Origin of the sequence: Cytobacillus depressus, assembly GCF_008923245.1 — a bacterium.
Classification (GTDB): Bacteria; Bacillota; Bacilli; order Bacillales; family Cytobacillaceae; genus Cytobacillus; species Cytobacillus depressus.
Window position 1 is genome coordinate 14,841 of record NZ_WBOS01000023.1, and the last position, 16,938, is coordinate 31,778.

14 protein-coding genes are annotated in these 16,938 nt (G+C 39.8%); all 14 read right to left on the reverse strand.

What is annotated here, in order from left to right; genetic code table 11:
* Positions 1-123 precede the first annotated feature (123 nt).
* The 14 genes from hpt to mfd all read right to left on the reverse strand — a co-directional run bounded on the left by hpt (position 124) and on the right by mfd (position 16,823).
* Complete coding sequence (gene hpt / locus F7731_RS23910) at positions 124-669, reverse strand: hypoxanthine phosphoribosyltransferase (RefSeq protein ID WP_212031239.1); 546 nt, start codon at positions 667-669, stop codon at positions 124-126.
* Between the two features lie 55 nt (positions 670-724).
* The gene (gene tilS, locus F7731_RS23915) at positions 725-2,113 is read right to left on the reverse strand and encodes a tRNA lysidine(34) synthetase TilS (protein ID WP_151537309.1); all 1,389 of its coding nucleotides are present in this window, start codon (positions 2,111-2,113) and stop codon (positions 725-727) included.
* An 82-nt stretch (positions 2,114-2,195) separates the two neighbouring features.
* Entirely contained in the window at positions 2,196-3,191 is a 996-nt protein-coding gene (locus F7731_RS23920; RefSeq protein ID WP_151537310.1) for a protein kinase domain-containing protein, read from the reverse strand.
* Positions 3,160-3,897 (reverse strand): vWA domain-containing protein, encoded by a 738-nt coding sequence (locus tag F7731_RS23925; protein ID WP_151537311.1) that lies wholly within the window; start codon positions 3,895-3,897, stop codon positions 3,160-3,162. Before F7731_RS23925 ends, F7731_RS23920 begins: the two co-directional genes overlap by 32 nt.
* Before the next feature lie 91 nt (positions 3,898-3,988).
* Positions 3,989-6,472 (reverse strand): stage II sporulation protein E, encoded by a 2,484-nt coding sequence (gene spoIIE / locus F7731_RS23930; RefSeq protein WP_151537312.1) that lies wholly within the window; start codon positions 6,470-6,472, stop codon positions 3,989-3,991.
* Positions 6,473-6,737: 265 nt separating this feature from the next.
* Positions 6,738-7,205: a S1 domain-containing RNA-binding protein gene (locus F7731_RS23935; protein ID WP_151537313.1), complete on the reverse strand. Its 468-nt coding sequence runs from the start codon at positions 7,203-7,205 to the stop codon at positions 6,738-6,740.
* Positions 7,206-7,287: 82 nt separating this feature from the next.
* On the reverse strand, positions 7,288-7,695 hold the full coding sequence (locus F7731_RS23940; RefSeq protein WP_151537314.1) for an FtsB family cell division protein: 408 nt from the start codon (positions 7,693-7,695) through the stop codon (positions 7,288-7,290).
* 14 nt (positions 7,696-7,709) lie between these two features.
* On the reverse strand, positions 7,710-8,342 hold the full coding sequence (gene yabQ, locus F7731_RS23945) for a spore cortex biosynthesis protein YabQ (protein ID WP_151537315.1): 633 nt from the start codon (positions 8,340-8,342) through the stop codon (positions 7,710-7,712).
* Entirely contained in the window at positions 8,339-8,641 is a 303-nt protein-coding gene (yabP, locus tag F7731_RS23950; RefSeq protein ID WP_151537316.1) for a sporulation protein YabP, read from the reverse strand. Before yabP ends, yabQ begins: the two co-directional genes overlap by 4 nt.
* Positions 8,642-8,996: 355 nt before the next feature.
* Positions 8,997-9,263, reverse strand: a complete 267-nt coding sequence (locus F7731_RS23955; protein WP_151537317.1) for an RNA-binding S4 domain-containing protein — start codon at positions 9,261-9,263, stop codon at positions 8,997-8,999.
* Entirely contained in the window at positions 9,253-10,728 is a 1,476-nt protein-coding gene (gene yabN / locus F7731_RS23960; protein WP_151537318.1) for a bifunctional methyltransferase/pyrophosphohydrolase YabN, read from the reverse strand. Before yabN ends, F7731_RS23955 begins: the two co-directional genes overlap by 11 nt.
* A gap of 6 nt (positions 10,729-10,734) precedes the next feature.
* Positions 10,735-12,342, reverse strand: a complete 1,608-nt coding sequence (locus F7731_RS23965; protein ID WP_151537319.1) for a putative polysaccharide biosynthesis protein — start codon at positions 12,340-12,342, stop codon at positions 10,735-10,737.
* Between the two features lie 111 nt (positions 12,343-12,453).
* Positions 12,454-12,990 (reverse strand): stage V sporulation protein T, encoded by a 537-nt coding sequence (gene spoVT / locus F7731_RS23970; protein WP_151537320.1) that lies wholly within the window; start codon positions 12,988-12,990, stop codon positions 12,454-12,456.
* A 299-nt stretch (positions 12,991-13,289) separates the two neighbouring features.
* Positions 13,290-16,823, reverse strand: coding sequence for a transcription-repair coupling factor (gene mfd / locus F7731_RS23975; protein ID WP_151537321.1), 3,534 nt, complete (start codon positions 16,821-16,823; stop codon positions 13,290-13,292).
* Positions 16,824-16,938: the final 115 nt, after the last annotated feature.

The following is a 16,938-nucleotide window of genomic DNA, read 5'->3' on the forward strand; positions in this document are numbered from 1 at the left end:
GTTAACAAACTATAATGTATAGTAGCATTAGAATCATGTTAATACAAGGATTTACCCTTTTTATACTGGGAATATTCTAGCTGTCAAAAAGTCTATTCATAATGAAAAATAAAGTCTCGATACTTAATTATTGTTGCTATAAATTTCTGGCTTTAGGACCCCAATATATGGTAGGTTTCGATACTTTTCAGCATAGTCTAAACCATAGCCCACAACAAATTCATCAGGAACAATAAAGCCAACATAATCTGCTTGAAGATCAACTTTACGTCCTGTAGGCTTATCAAGTAAAGTGACAATCTTAATGGATTTTGCCTTGCGATAGCGGAATAACTCAACTAAATAGCTAAGCGTTAAACCACTATCGATAATGTCTTCAATGATTAGAATGTCCCTTCCTTCAACAGAAGTATCCAAATCTTTGACGATTTTAACCTCACCTGATGAAACAGTTGATTTTCCGTAGCTAGAAACATCCATGAAATCCATTTCAAGATAAGTGTCAATATGTTTTAGCAAATCACCCATAAAAGGCATAGCGCCTTTTAAGATTCCAACTGCCAAAGGAAAACGATCCTTATATTCCTCCGTAAGTTCTGCCGCAAGGCTCTTTGTTTTCGCCTGAATTTCTTCCTCCGAAATTAGTACCTTTTCAATATCGTTTCTCATTATTTGTGTTCCTCCTAGAAGATCATTGCTATATTACAAATGCAAAATGTATAAATTATTTCTCCCTATGTGTTAAAAGAATATAAGTGGAATCTGCATTATGCTTGATTGAATACTGCGACTCTTTTAACCGAGGGATCCATAGAATTTCACCCTTGCTATCCGTTACAATCGGCCAACTGTTCCGATCCTGCAACGGCACTTTCTTATCGATAAAAATATCTTTAATTTTTTTAGAACCCTGCATGCCTTTCAATGTCATTCGATCGCCAGCTTCCCTTGTTCGAATAATAAGCGGCAAGGTGATAGCATCACGTTCCAGAAGGATCGAATGAGACTGAAAACTTTCTAATGATCCCTTCGTATAGGCAAAAGAAATACTGCTGCCGTTTGGCAAATTAACCTCTCCGGGTTCGGCTATTTCAAAACGAAAAGATTGCACTGGGCAAAAACCAAATTGAAAATGGCATTTTTCGTATGAGCGGACAATCTTTAAACCGCTTGGGAAATGAAGGATACCGGATGGATTGGGACTGCCTATTAACGAAATCACATTTTCAGTATGTAATGCAGATAAAGATGCAGGTTTTTTCTTGTAAAGATAGTTTAATATTAGTTGAATCCCTCTTCTTTGTAAAGGTATTGGCATTGCATGAAAGGCCCTAATATTTAGGATTATTTCCTGAGCAGTTTTCTTTTCCATTACTTTATTCATTTTTTGGACAGTTAATTCCTGCAAAAAAGCTTCGTCGCTACGAATTTCTTCGCTAAAACGTTGAAAATGCTCATGAACTTGCGGATTTTCCCTTTTTAAAAAAGGGAGAACTTCCTTGCGAAATCGGTTGCGGCTGTATATCCCCTTTTCATTGCTTGGGTCTCTTCGAGGGTCTAATTTCTGCTCTAAACAATAATGTTCTATTTCCGCTCTATTTAAACATAAAAAAGGGCGAAGAATTTCCCCATTGCCAAAAGGCCTTAAGAAAGCAATTCCCGCTCTAGCATCACCAGAACTCCCTCTTGTCAGTCGCATGAGGATCGTTTCAACTTGATCATCCCCATGATGACCTAAAACGAGATAATCTGCTTCGTATTTATCCATTACTTTATCAAAAAAACGGTACCGGCATTCTCGTGCAGCGATTTGCGAGCTTTTTCCTGTTTCCTTTATGTATGTCGGAACATCAATTTGTTCCATTTCAAATAGAATATTTCTTACCTTGCAAAACTGCCGAACAAATTCTGCTTCTGCAAGCGATTCTTCCCCTCTAAACATATGATCCACATGCGCGGCTATTATCGAAAGATTCCACTGCTGTTTTTTGCTCGATAAATAATGAAGAAGGGCCAACGAATCAGGCCCTCCTGAAACGCCAATCAACAGCCTTTTATTGTTTAAATTTAAGGCGTTTCTCTCTAGAAAAGCCCTTACCTTTGCATCTAGCATTTGCGTCTTCCTTACTAATCAAATTTACTAAAAGCATAACATTTTCAGGGTGCTTTTTTCAAAGATTGCATTTAACTTTGCTTTATACCAATTGACCATATATATATATGACATAAAGAAGGGAGATGATCAAAAAGATTAAGATGGTTTCCAAAAAACCGCCTCTTTTTTTCTTTTTTATATACGATTGCCTGCTCACTGCCACTTGATTATTCTTCGTATGTGCTCGGCTGTTCTTTCCCGTTTTGCTCGAGTGTATTGGTTTCTGCTGAGGGGTTGTCTGATTTAATTGTAAAATGACGTTTCTCATTTCCTCGGCTGAAGAATATTTCCCTTGTAAAGCATGTAAAAGTACTCCTTCAAATTTCAATAGCTCCTTTTTTTGCCTGATCATAAAAATAAGCTGTTTTAGATCTCCTGACGTTTTGTGGAACCGTTTCGGATAAGCTATATTCATTAGAATCATGGCAACAGCAAAAAGGTCATAGCTTGGTTCAGCTTTCCTCGTACCAAGTCCCCAATATCCACGATCAAAAAACTCAGTAAATTCTTTAATCGCCCTTCCCTGGATGGTCGTGCCACCTACATCAATGCAACGAATTCGTGGTGGAGGGCCTGTAACGATTAAATTTTCTGGCTTTAGATCTCCAAACACCCATCCGCTTTCATGTAGCTTATGTAAGTCATTCAACAGCTGTAAAATGACGGCTTCAATCCACGATTCCCCTTTTTGCTCAATAAATTTCAACAGGTCCGGGCCCTTTATATATTCCATCACATAGAAGGATATTTGCTTTCCGCCGTAAACCCAGTCATCCACATCAATCAAAGAAGGTCCAAGGGCAGAGCCTGGGACCTTTTCAAAAGATTTTAACACGTTGACCTCTGATGTAATGGAAAATCCGTTATCACTCATTTTTAATGCGACCTGCTTTTGTCCGCTATTCGCTAAAAACACAATCCCGTTTGCCCCGTAGCCAAGCTCGCTCACAATTGTATAACAATTATGATGCCATTTCCCTTTAATGACCATGCCTCGGCTTATATTAAACAGATTCTTCAAAGAATGATTCATCATCGCGGGATAACAGACTCCTTAATGAGCGTTTTTTCTTAAAATGGGATAAGGCTTCTCGAATCGCTGGTCCTGTTGGAGTGATCCCGCCTGTCGTTAACTTGCCGAATATACTTGTTAATGCTCCTAAGTTAGGTGACCAATCGAGCAGCTTTTCTACCTCTTTCTTTTTTCCCGGAAAAACGAAAACAGAAAAGCGGTTTTCTCCTGAACGTGCATTTAAGCTTAGTGATAAATCAACCAATGCTTCCTTCACAGTCGGAAGCTTATGTGTCATACTTGCGCTCGTATCAACTAGAACGAGTACTTCAAGCTCCACAGTTTCTCCGAGCTCATCTACAACCTCCATGACCTCGCCCCTCTGTTCCGGCGAAAGGTCTTCAACTGTTTTTGAGCCTCCTAAGATTTGCTGCAATTCGCGGTTGACGACTCCTTGCAATGTTTGAGTCATTGCCTTTCTTGTCACCATTTGAACGGTTTGGGATAGCTGCTTCGCATAGACAATTTGGCTTATCCCTCCTCCAGACATAGCAATGCCTTCAATCTCGTTCATGCTCTTTTCATCAATAACGTCCTTTTCCATCACTCCTATGACATTGATTGTTATTCCTTGCTCCTTTGCCAAGGCAGCCATCGCCATCGGATCTTCGCCTTGGTTTGAGTAGCCATCTGTAATTAATAAAATTTGCTTTAACGTACCAGTTTTCATAATGAGGCCCCTCCACTTTTCTAATTTATCCTCATTTTCGTCCTTCGGAGGGGGAATTATACATATTTTTATATTATTCAGGTTAAATTAACTAATTGGCTTTTTGGCGGATTGAATGAACAGGAATCGATGCCCACTTCGGCGTATTATGTTTGATTTTAGCTACGACGACTGTCATATCATCCTCAATAGAGCCAGATCTTGAGCGGATGACCTCCTCCATAATTAAGTCAGCCACATCTTGTGGATCATTTGTTTTTAACTCGCTAATCTTCCTCTTCATCCATAAATCAAAGTTTTCTACATGCTTCGGCCCTTCAAATATGCCATCGCTCATCATAATTAATAAATCTTCAGCTTTAAGCTGTTCACTTACAACATCAACCTCAAACTCTTGTATAATGCCCATCGGCAAATTGCTTGCTTGTATCTTTAACACTTTATTTCCCCGCTTAATAAAGCTTGGAGAAGAGCCAATTTTCAAAAATTCCCCCCCAGCATTTTGGAGGTCGATCATCGCCAAATCCAAAGTTGAGAAGATTTCGTCCGTTGTTCGTAACGATAAAACGGAATTGACTGATTTAATCGCAACTTTTTCCTTAATTCCGGATTGTAAAATTTTCTGCAGTAGCTGAAGGGTTTCTTTGCTTTCAATATGAGCCCGCTCCCCGTTACCCATTCCATCACTAATGGCAATGGCAAACTTTCCGCAGCCTAACTCAATCGTTGAATAGCTGTCCCCTGAAATAAACCCGCCGCCTTTTGCCGCATGAGCAACTCCCGTATCGACTGTAAACGCCTTGGCTGAGCGGAACGTCACATGGCAAAAGCCATTTGGATAGGTCGAGCACTCCTCTGAATTCACCACAATCGTTTCACCTAAAATATCAGAAAGCATTGGTGCAATTAACTTCTCACACTCTCCATGTCCTTGACAGTAAGGGATGGTCATATCAATATCTACATTTCTCTGCTCAAGGCTATATATTTCTACTTGTTCAATATGAATGCCGAAATCTTGCAGCGCTTCGAGAATCAAATCCTCTTGTTTATGATGGTTTTCCCGTTCTCTTTGAATTTCCTTAGCAAAATCGCCCATAACTTCTGATACGCCCCGTAATTGATCAGCGACCAATCTGCGGCTTTCCTGCACCTGCTTTTTTAATTTTTGGTTTGCATAAAAGAATGTAAGCTCCTGTTGGATCACTTCTGTTACTTTTTTCGATCTTGTACAATATTTCTCCCACTCTCTTGAAAGTCGTGGGGAAAGTGCACCATTATTTTCATCTAAATCACTCATAATATTTTCCATATAGGCATAGGTTGTATCAAAGTTCCTTGCCCAGCAATGATCCTTCTTAAAGCAACTTTGGCATGTCTTTCCTGTCACATTGCTTAAAAAGTAGTCTAGTTCTCTATCCTTCTCTTCTTCCTCCCATTCGGACGGCTCATCATAAGAGGAGAAGCTCTTTGAAAGCGCTTGAAATACATTGGAGAACTGTGCGACTCTTTGAGCAGTTACGTCGCGCATTTTCCTCATATATTGCTGTTGTTCAGCGGCATATTCGGCTGTACCTGGAATATGCTTTGCTAGTCTAGTAGATAATGCCTGAGGCGTGAGAAGAAACAAGAATATAGCTACTGCAGTTTCTAACACCGTTTTTAATAGATTGGCGCTTTCTTCTCCGTACATGCCCATTAATAGAGTTGCTATAAATAACCCAGCTGCTACCCCTATTTTCCTGCCTTCTTTTAATAGACCGCCGAGAAGACCGGCAAAGGCAAGCAAGCTCATATGATAGAAGCTCGTCACATTGGCAAGGCTAAATATTAAGCCTGTCACAACTCCGACTGTCGATCCAACCGTCGCACCGGCTACAAAAGCAAAAAGCAGAACTAAATATCTCGACATAATATGTTCAACTGAAAGATCATAGACAGACCAACCAATTGTCCCTGTCATGACCGAGGCTAACATTATTATTAAACAGACGATTTCCTCTGTTTTCAACGATTGACGGCGCTTACTAAAGGATAATAGCGGGATGCTTTGGATAAAAATAAGGGTAAGAATAAACCCTAAACTTGCTTCGACTCCAGCCATCATCCCATCATAGAGGGTCATATTCTTTGTTAGGATAAATGTCTTTAATAAACCTCCGCCAAGCAATGTAAAGAACACAAAAAATGGCAATGCTCGCAATTCATGTTTTAGCCATTTCTTTGCGATTCGAAAAGTAAATAAAAATAGGAAGGCCATTCCAAAGGCAGATACGGTATTTGTTATAGACAGCGTAGCAGCACCAGCAACTAAACCGACTAACGCAAGAGGGGCTTTATCCCTTCTGATGAAATAAACAGCAGCAAAAAACGGGAGACAAAAAGGAGTAAGTTTGGCCAAAATGAGTGCCCTACCAAGCAAAAAACCAATTATTAACAGAAGGTAGCCTTTTTTGATAAAAAAGGTTTCCAGTCCAGACTGAAATTTCATAATTCCCTTAGCGAATTCCAATTTAGGTCTGTCAAAATTCACATCTCCAATTGGCTCGATCAAATTCCTTTCTACTTTTTCCATTTTCTACACTCCCATCTTTTATCTTACTGTTCAGTATAGATTTAATGAGGATAGAAGTTTGTCAAAAAAGCGGACAAGCAGCTATAATTCGTTCGACGCTTTCCTCTGTAATATCCAAAAAGCAAACAAAATGTGTGAAATAGCCTATAATGCGACAACAATTTAGTTGCACACAAAAAAGACAAGTCAATGTGACTTGTCTTTCTAATGGGAATTATAAACGTTCAACCCTGCTATATAAAAATGCTATCGATTAAGCAGCAAGTTAACCCCGTCTAGCGCCTCTTCCCCCACGCTTTGATTCCGTATTACGTTTCAATGATGACAGACGATCTTCACTATCCTTTAAGAAACGGGCCATTTTAGATTCGAAGTTTTCTCTTGTAGAGCGATTATCATTCGATCTGCCTTGACGTGGACGTTGGGAATGTGAATGTCCTCTGGACTCTCTTCTTTCGCCTCTTTCAGGTCTTTCTGGTCTTTCTGGTCTTTCAGGCCGATCTTTTGCCTTTTTGATGGATAAGCCAATCTTTCCATCCTTTTCGACATTAATAACTTTAACTTCAACCTGGTCACCGACTTTAAGGTGTTCGTTAATATCCTTTACATAATTGTCTGCGACCTCACTAATGTGCACCAGACCTGTTAAGCCTTCCGGTAACTCCACAAACGCTCCGAAATTTGTAATACCTGTTACCTTTCCTTGTAACTTGCTGCCCACTTCGATTGACATAAAAAGAAACTTCCTCCTTGACAGATATAAAAATACTTATTATATATTATACCGAATTTAAGAAAAGAGTTCAATACAAGGTCTAATTAGATGACGAATCCTTCTTATTCCTTTTTTCCCTTTGCTCAGGCAAATTAAAGATAATTTCATTGTTCTCAGAAAGGAAATAATCTTTTCTGGCAAGCTTAGCAATATACTCATCATCATTCAGCTTAACTATTTCTTCTTCAAGAGCTACTTCCTTTTCCTTTAATAAGGCCAGTTCGTGCTCAAGCTTCTTCTTTTCTGCTAATTTCTCTTCCATTGTAGAGGATTGCGAAACGAGTGTGGAAATCATGAAGAAGGAAAGGACGGCAACTCCAACGAAAAAAGCTGCTAATCTTCTAAATAAGAGCTTTCTTTTCCTTTCTGCGTGGATCTCAGCGGCTTCCTGCTGCTCGACATAGCTTGTATGAATTTGGGCTACATTTCTTTTTTTGACGGCACCCATTTCGCATCCCTCCCTTAATTTTTATTTTTTTTCAATCTTGTTATCCAATTCACTAAATTATTCTTGATTCGCTTTGAAAATCCTGCCATTCTATTATATAACTTCTCGACTGATTTTTTAAGACGTTTCGGCAAAACTTTCCACAATAGGACGAATATCCACTTAATTGGAAGAAGTGCCACTTTACAAATAAATAAACTGATTTTGAAAAGCATTTTTAAAAGAGATAAAAGCCCTCTGCTTGTCATAACCAACAACGAGATGGCAAATAAAATTAATCCTCTAATTGGTTTAAACAAACCTAAGTAAATGACTTTTACTATAAAGCGATAAATAGAGATTATCATTGAGATGACAATCTCTAGCAATCGTAAGTAAATATGTTTAATCAAACTTTGATAAGCAGCAAATCCACATAAAAGGGCAATAAAAATATAAAATCTCAGTTCACCGCGATTAACGATAAATAAAATATAAAAAATGGCGAGCCCTTGAACAATCCAAAAAAGAATATCATTTATAAAAACAATCCAGCTTTTCCGATTGGATCTTTTTAAGAAACGATTATACGTATCCAAGGCTGCACCAAACATACTGCCCATGCCAATCATCGAGAGCATGGTAAGAAATTGTGTGGATAACGTCATCGGAACAACTTGCTAAAGAAGCCTTTAGCCTTATCTCCATGCTGATCATCTAAATAAACGAGATCTAATATTTTCCCTTTAATGGAAACAATCCCTTTATCCACATCAAGGTTTTTCATTTGCAGGTTCTGCCCTTTTATCGCCAGAAATCCCATAACTGTATCCAATAAGAATTCCTCGTTATCAAAACTCTCTACTTGCTTTACCCCAGTAATATCCAACAGCCTTCTGCCCCTCATAATGACATCGTGCTCCTGGACATTCGATCTAGTTGAATTTTGCTCATAATTTTGGCTCATCTTCTATCCCCTCACAATCACAAAGTACAAGCTTTTTGTACAAGTTTATGAAAAGAGGGAATGGAATAGAACACCGAAAAGCGGAGAGCGCCTGATTATCGGCGACAAGCATAAGCCCAACCGGCAGGAAGGTTGCTCTTTAACCTTCTTGACGGATTGGCTTATGACCTCGAGCCGATGGCGCTTGGAGCTAGACAATTAGAAATGCGGAAGCACCTTGTAAGAGGAACATCGACGTCAACACATCCTGTGCAAGTCCGACAAGCATAAGGCAGTCTTGCGGGAAGGTTGTTCTTTAACCTTCTTGACAGAATGACTTATGACCTCGAGCTGACAAGCATGGAGCTAGAAAATTCTAGCTTTCGACTTCGGCCTTTTCTTCCTTTACAATCGTATACATCTCGGCTGCTTCTTCTTTTTTCGTTGTTTCTTGGAGGCGTTCGATTTTGACTGTGACAAGCTTTTGGCCAAAACGAATGACTAATTCATCGCCTACCTTCACAGTAGTACTAGCTTTAGCCTGGACGCCATTTACAAGAATTCTTCCTTGATCGGAAACTTCTTTCGCTAATGTTCTTCTTTTAATTAACCGTGAAACCTTTAAAAATTTATCAAGTCTCATCGTTCATGCTCCTCTCTAATTTCTTTGCTTCTTCCCAAAACTCATCTAATTGCTCTAGGGAGTAAGCAGCAAAATCTTTGCCACTTTCTTTTACCCTTTTTTCAACAAATGAGAATCGTCTTTTGAACTTCTCATTTGTTAAATATAGGGCTTCTTCAGGATCAATTTTGTTAAAGCGCGCGATATTCACAAGGGCAAACAGAATATCACCGAATTCATTCACCATTTGATGACTACCTGTTTCTGCCTCTGTCTCAAATTCACGAAGCTCTTCTTTTACTTTCTCCCATGCAGGCCCAACTTCCTGCCAATCAAAGCCAACCTTTGCTGCTTTCTTTTGAATCTCCGAGGCAGCCATTAAATTCGGAAGGGCTTTACTAACCCCATCCATAATTAACTTTTCATTGGCTGCTCCTTTTTCTTCATTTTTTATGTCCTGCCAATTTCTTAGCACATCTTCTTCCGTTTCAGCCTTTCGGTCTCCAAATACGTGCGGATGGCGGCGAACCATCTTTGCTGAAATTCCTTCGATAACATCTTCAATTGTGAAGAAGCCATCATCCTCACCAATTTGTGCGTGAAGCATGACTTGCAAAAGAACATCGCCAAGCTCTTCAATCATATGATCAATATCATCCTCATGAATTGCCTCAATAAGTTCATACGCTTCTTCAATTAAATACTTTTTTAATGATTCATGCGTTTGCTTTTTATCCCATGGACACCCATTCGGCCCCCTCAGCTCCGCAATAATTCCCCTAAGCTTGGAAAAGTTCTTATATAAAATCGTTTCATCTGTTATAGGCGGAACGTATAGCGACGTTAGATTATTAAGCTCAACTGCACGATCAAGCTCATGTAATGGGACTTTACGAATTCGTTCCTCTTTACTTCCAGCAGCAGTTACAATAAAAACATCATTATCGTAAGGAAGAATATCCATTAAGGTCAGCTTCACTTCGGACGCCACAAACTGATCATACACTTGACCAATAATTAAATGTTGTGTAAACACAAGCTCATCTTTTTTCAAGCTTGTTCCGTCAAGCAGCTGAAATCCTTCGATTGGGTCAATTTTTAACGCTTGAAATAAAGGATCGAGAAAACTTTGGCCACCGCCAATTTCAATGGTAACCCCATGATCCGCAGCCCTCTCAAGCAGTAGCTGAACAGTCTTCTCCGCAACGAGCGGATGGCCTGGCACAGCATATGTAATATCTTCTTGCAAAGCCTTTTGGATTAAGGTTGAGTATATTTCTTCATAAACCTCTTGAAATTGTTTATGCTTTTCATATATAGAGTCAAAGGAAATGAACTCGAGCCCTTCCTTTATCAGATCTGTTATAACAGGATGCTCTTTCGTCCGTAAATAAAGAAGCGAAGCATTTGTTAAAGCTCGGTAAACACCAAGCGGGAGCTGGTCTAAATCTCCGGCACCTAGCCCGAGAATGGTAATTTTCGACATTAGCCATCATCTCCTATTCTTTTTAGGCAGGAAAAAGCTCAATTTGCTTCCAAAAGGTAGCAGTGAGAGCTCATTCCTCTTAAAGGTATTTCCTCTTAATACAATCCATAAATAACTAAGTCCTCCGATAACAACGGCACTCAGCGCCTGAATACCTGCAAATATCCGCTCCTCACGGAAACCAGTTAAATACCCTGTCACATACAAATATAGCTGTAAAATAACGAACATAAACAGTGCGGCTGCACTAATAGTTAAAATAAAGCGGACATTTAAGATGGACGTTCCAAGCTTTAGTCGTAGTTTAAAAAGCAAAATAAACATAACTAAACTAAGCGTGATGCATGTAGCCACTGCAGCCCCCATCGTCCCAAACAGCGGTATAAACATTCCATTTAGCATATATTTCACTGCAAAGCTGCCAAGAATAACATAGGCTGGAAAAAAAACAATGCCTAACCCCTGCAAGATGGCCGTCACAGTTACAATCATAGAGCTTAATAAGATCACGATACTTAATACACCTAAAACATCCGAACCCTCGCTATTTTCAAAAAGCATAATGTTTGTTGGGTGAATAATATTCCACAGCCCGATTGCAGCGGCAACACTGATAAATAAAGCGATTTTAAGCACTAAACAAATTTTTTCATGCATAAATTCAAACCGAGAATGCAGCTTTTCATTCGTAATCATCGGGACTAATGATAAAGACATCGAGGTAGCAACAACCATTCCAATTTGAATTAATGGCTGCCCCCTGTCATAAATCCCCTTCAGCCCTTTTGCCTCTAAAGGGCTTATTCCTGATAGAGCGAGTGTGGAGTATAGATTTAAAGAATCAGCGAGCTGCATGAACACTAGCAGCATACTGCTGACACATACAGCAAAGCCTTGAAAAAGCAGCTCCTTGCCAATTTTTTTGCTTTTTTTGAAATTAAAATTTCCAAAGGTCAGACGGGTTCTTCCTCGCTTAAGCCAATAAAATGTCACGAGAATGAATATCGCTGTAATTCCGCCTGTTACAGAGCCAAAAGCGGCTCCGCCTCCAACAATATATAAGCTATATCCCTCTTTCGTCAGCATAAAGGCTGCCAAAAAGATCGTCGTTACTCTTATTACTTGTTCACCCACTTGGGAAACAGCTGTCGGAACCATATTCCCCTTGCCTTGATAATAACCTCTAAGCAAAGAGACAATCGGGAAAATAAGAAACATCACAGATATAACTTTGAGTAATATAGCCAGCTGCGGGTCATCCATTTGGGTAGCCAGCCAATCCGCTCCCCAGTATAAAATGGAGAAACCAATTATTCCGATCAAAGATAAAAGGATAAAAGATGTGATAAATAAACTTTGTACACCGTTTTTATCCTTTTTGCTCGACAGCTCCGTGTAAAGCTTCGAAATGACAACTGGAAATCCGTATGTAGATAACGCTAAGGCGACCCCATAAAACGGATATACTTGCTGATATATATAAAAACCTACATCACCAACAATATTTTGAAACGGCACGCGATAAACCGCGCTTAATACTTTGATAATAAGGGCAGCAATGGTTAAGATAAAGGCCCCTTTAAATAAATCCCTCGTATTTTTCTCGGGCCCCATAGCTCCTCTCCTTCCAAATCTTACATTCGAAAGTATTATACAGACTTTTACGCCGAAAAACCATCAGTGGGCCCCCAATATGCTGGGGGCCCACTGATGGAAAGTTTCGCTTTATGATTCCATTTGTCTTGCCAAAAACCCTGCTGCAGTTTCCACAGCTTTTTGCTCAACTTCACTTAATGTATCTTCTTTTGCATAAATAATAACGGCACCAATTGGGTCCCCATTCGCAATAATTGGCCCAATAGTATAGGAGGAAATGTCCTCAGAGTGACCATCAACGAGAGAAATTTCTCCCGGCTGGTTCAAGAGAACAGAGCTGCGGTCCTCCATCGTCTTCTCAACTAAATCACTAATGTTCTTGTTTAAGTATTCCTTCTTGGAGCCTCCTGCAACAGCGATATATGTATCTCTGTCACAAATTAATACCGGATTTCCTAAGCTGTCAAACAGTGCTTCTGCATACTCCTTTGCGAAGTCGCCCAGTTCACTGATTGGCGAGTACTTCTTCAAAATAACTTCTCCATCACGGTCTACGAAAATTTCTAATGGATCTCCTTCACGAATACGCAGAGTTCTGCGAATTTCCTTTGGAATAACCACACGCCCTAAATCATCGATTCGACGAACAATACCAGTTGCTTTCATCCAAAGTTGCCTCACTTTCATCTGATGATTTTTTTCAGCTTTTCATATTGGCTCTGATTCAACCTTGGGAGAAATTGAATACATCGCCATGTTAGAACTTAGTATCTTTCATCTGGAAAGTTCTATACACATTCAAAAATTTTTTCTTGTGTAAATCAAATTCGCCTTAATTGGATAATTAGACTGAATTATTCTTTTTTAGCCAGTGATATTTTAAAATTATCCAATTTTTCCATCGATAAACATCGAATGGAACGAAAAGGAAAAATCACTTCGATTATTTAGGGCAAGTGTGTCTTTTATGTTTGGTTCTGCTCTTGTTTTTTCGATTCCTTCATCCCTTGAACAACTTCAAAGGCAATATTTAACCAATCGTTCGCTTTCATACCTTTAATATGAAGAACTGCTTTTAGCTTCTTGCCTTCCATTCCGAGACCTACTGTGCGGCCAAATTTGCTTGTGATCTTGAAGATTTTCGAACCGTCGATTCCTTCACTTGCCTGATCGGATAAAAGAATTAATATTTCATTTTTGCTCTGTTTAATTGTTTCTACGCCGGCAAGCTCTCCATAAACCTTCATTTCTGCCACTTGGAATAAGTAACCCACTTCCTCTGGGTATTCGCCGAATCGGTCTATTATCTCATCATGAAGTTCTTCCAAATCCTCTAAAGTGAAAACGCCTCTAAAACGTTTATACATTTCAATTTTTTGATGACCATCAGATATATAGGAATCTGGAATATATGCATCTATTTCGAGATCAATTTCCAACCTCTGTTTGATTTCATGCTGCTCTATATTGCCCTTCCTCTCTTCAATGGCCTCTTTCAACATTTGAGAGTATAAATCAAATCCAACGGAATCAATGAAGCCATGCTGTTCGGCCCCCAACAAATTACCAGCGCCTCTAATGGATAAATCGCGCATGGCAATTTTAAATCCAGACCCGAGCTCAGTAAATTCCTTTATGGCCTGAAGCCGCTTCTCTGCTACTTCTGTTAATACTTTATCTTTTCGATAAGTAAAATAGGCGTAAGCGATCCGATTCGAGCGGCCGACCCTTCCTCTCAGCTGATAAAGCTGTGAAAGTCCCATTTTATCCGCATCATGAACAATAAGCGTATTTACATTCGGGATGTCTACTCCTGTTTCAATGATCGTCGTGCTGACAAGGACATCAGATTCACCGGAAAGGAAGCTTAACATGACAGATTCAAGTTCGTTTTCAGTCATTTTCCCATGTGCATAGGTTACCCTTGCATCAGGCACAAGCATTGAAATTTCCTCTGCCTTCCGTTCGATGTCTTCTACTCTGTTATATAGGAAATACACTTGACCGTCCCTTGCCAGTTCTCTTTCAATTGCTTCTCTAACAATCCCGCCATTATACTCCATGACGTATGTTTGAATTGGGAAGCGATTCTCCGGCGGTGTCTCAATGACGGATAAATCACGCACGCCCAGCATGGACATATGAAGTGTTCGCGGAATCGGTGTAGCCGTTAAGGTTAGCACGTCTACATTTGTCTTCATCTGTTTAATTTTTTCCTTGTGTGTTACTCCGAAACGCTGTTCTTCGTCGACAATAAGGAGACCTAAATCGCGATATTGAATGTCCTTCGATAAAATCCGATGGGTGCCGACAACAACATCAATCGTCCCAGCTTTCAATCCTTTAAGGGTTTCGGTTTGTTGTTTTCTCGTTTTGAAGCGGCTTAATAAACCAACCTCAATCGGGTAATCTTGAAAGCGCTCCCTCATTGTTTCATAATGTTGCTGAGCAAGGATGGTCGTAGGAACGAGAAAAGCAACTTGCTTTCCATCTGCAACAGCTTTAAAGGCAGCACGAATCGCCACTTCTGTCTTGCCGTACCCAACGTCTCCGCAAAGCAAGCGGTCCATCGGGCGCTCTCTTTCCATATCCCTTTTAATTTCGTGAATGGAACGAAGCTGATCCTCTGTTTCTTGATAGGCAAATGCCGCTTCAAACTCACGCTGCATTTCGCCATCCGGACTAAAAGCATGTCCTTTTGCTGCTTCTCTCTCCGCGTAAAGCTTGATCAAGTCATCAGCAATATCTTGGACGGATGACTCCACCTTCTTCTTAACTCGCTTCCAGTCACTTCCGCCCAGCTTATATAATTTTGGCTCCTTCGCCTCGGAACCTACATATTTTTGGACAAGGTCAATCTGCTCGACTGGAACATAAAGCTTGTCGCTTCCTTGATAGCGAATATGAAGATAATCTTTATGAACCCCGTTAATTTCAAGTGTTTCAATGCCTAAATACTTTCCGATCCCGTGATTGACATGAACAACATGATCGCCCACTTTAAGCTCGGAATAGCTTTTAATCCGCTCCGCATTAGATAATTTTTGACGGCGCGGCTGTTTTTTCGTTCTTTTATTAAAGAGCTCTTCTTCTGTTATGACCGCAAGCTTCTGGCTTGGCAACTCAAAACCGGTTAGCAAGCCGCCTTCCACGATCTGTACTTTTCCTTGAAGAATAGGCTGATCTTTGCCAATAAAGCTGGCTTCAATTTCATAGTCCTCTAATACTCTTTGAAGCTTCTTCACTCTTTCTTCATCGGAGCCGAGAAAAATGACAGTATTTTTGCCCTTTTTCCAGCGCTCAATTTCACCTTTAAGCACATTCATTTGGCCATGGAAGTTCTGCATTTGCTTACAGGAAATATTAATAATATTTTGCGGATTCGTGTTCGGGACATGTCTGAGAAACAATGACAAATATATGAGCAGCTGCTTCTTTTGCTGTAAAAGTCCACGTAGTTGATGCGATATTTTCACATCATGGATCATTTGCCCCTCACCTAATAGACTTGTATACCATTCCGCTTCTTCTTTATCCAACGAGTCATTCATTTCTTGAACTCTGCTGATCTCATCAACAAAAATAAGTCCATTGTCTGGTAAATAGTCTACTAAACTATTTTCTTTTTCATAAGCGAAAGATAAATATTTAAATAATTGATCTGGTTTACTGCCCATTTTTAATTGCTCAAGCTCGTAGCCAATGTTTTGTGTGAGCAAAGTCTTCGCTTTCTCGTCTTTCATTTTTATCAGGCTCTGCCCTAATCCAGCATCAATTTTTTCTACCATTTTTTCAAAATGTTCTTGCTTTAATGGGTATTCGGTTGCTGGCCCGATCGTTACTTCCGTTAATTTCTCTTTAGACCTTTGATCTTCTAATGAAAAAGTTCGAATTGAATCCACTTCTGTATCGAATAATTCAATACGAATCGGATCTGTTTCTGTTAATGGGTAAATATCAATGATGCCGCCCCGTACGCTAAATTCACCTGGTGATGAAACCATGCTAACCCGTGAGTAGCCCATTTGGACAAATGTCAGAAGTTGCTCTTCCTGGAGCTCATCACCTACTTTTAAGGTTAACTGGCTTTCTCTCCAGAGAGATGCTGGTGGCAGAATCTTTCTCAAGCCTGCCATCGGTGCAATCAAAATCCCGAACCTGCTTTTGCTCCAATGATTTAACACTTCAATTCGCTGTGCTTTTAATTCTGGACTGGCGATACTGATTTCGGCAGCAATTAATTCATTTGCCGGATAAAGAAACACTTCTGTTTCGTTTACTAGGTTAACAATATCATCATAAAGCTTTTGTGCTTGAAGAAGATTATGAGTGACAATTAATATCGGCTTTCGCGTCTGCTCATACACGGAGGCTAGGAATAACGTTCGTGCTGAACCAGACAGACCTGATATGAGCTGCTCTCTTAGCCCCTCCTCAATACCGGATAATACGGATTGAAGGTCATCCTGTTGATTGATAATTTTTTTAAGCCCATTCATTGCTACCCTCCCTTTCTTAAGGGTGTCATAACCCCTTTATTAGCTCCACTTTTATATTGTCTAGCTACAGTGCCTTTGGTTAAGGCGCTTGCGCTTTTCTTATTGTCCAGCTCCA

Excerpts from the sequence above, each read along its gene's own strand:
- hpt (WP_212031239.1), bottom strand. The coding sequence starts at position 669 with ATGAGAAACGATATTGAAAAGGTACTAATTTCGGAGGAAGAAATTCAG.
- tilS (WP_151537309.1), bottom strand. The coding sequence starts at position 2,113 with ATGCTAGATGCAAAGGTAAGGGCTTTTCTAGAGAGAAACGCCTTAAAT.
- F7731_RS23920 (WP_151537310.1), bottom strand. The coding sequence starts at position 3,191 with ATGATGAATCATTCTTTGAAGAATCTGTTTAATATAAGCCGAGGCATG.
- F7731_RS23925 (WP_151537311.1), bottom strand. The coding sequence starts at position 3,897 with ATGAAAACTGGTACGTTAAAGCAAATTTTATTAATTACAGATGGCTAC.
- spoIIE (WP_151537312.1), bottom strand. The coding sequence starts at position 6,472 with ATGGAAAAAGTAGAAAGGAATTTGATCGAGCCAATTGGAGATGTGAAT.
- F7731_RS23935 (WP_151537313.1), bottom strand. The coding sequence starts at position 7,205 with ATGTCAATCGAAGTGGGCAGCAAGTTACAAGGAAAGGTAACAGGTATT.
- F7731_RS23940 (WP_151537314.1), bottom strand. The coding sequence starts at position 7,695 with ATGGGTGCCGTCAAAAAAAGAAATGTAGCCCAAATTCATACAAGCTAT.
- yabQ (WP_151537315.1), bottom strand. The coding sequence starts at position 8,342 with ATGACGTTATCCACACAATTTCTTACCATGCTCTCGATGATTGGCATG.
- yabP (WP_151537316.1), bottom strand. The coding sequence starts at position 8,641 with ATGAGCCAAAATTATGAGCAAAATTCAACTAGATCGAATGTCCAGGAG.
- F7731_RS23955 (WP_151537317.1), bottom strand. The coding sequence starts at position 9,263 with ATGAGACTTGATAAATTTTTAAAGGTTTCACGGTTAATTAAAAGAAGA.
- yabN (WP_151537318.1), bottom strand. The coding sequence starts at position 10,728 with ATGTCGAAAATTACCATTCTCGGGCTAGGTGCCGGAGATTTAGACCAG.
- F7731_RS23965 (WP_151537319.1), bottom strand. The coding sequence starts at position 12,342 with ATGGGGCCCGAGAAAAATACGAGGGATTTATTTAAAGGGGCCTTTATC.
- spoVT (WP_151537320.1), bottom strand. The coding sequence starts at position 12,990 with ATGAAAGCAACTGGTATTGTTCGTCGAATCGATGATTTAGGGCGTGTG.
- mfd (WP_151537321.1), bottom strand. The coding sequence starts at position 16,823 with ATGAATGGGCTTAAAAAAATTATCAATCAACAGGATGACCTTCAATCC.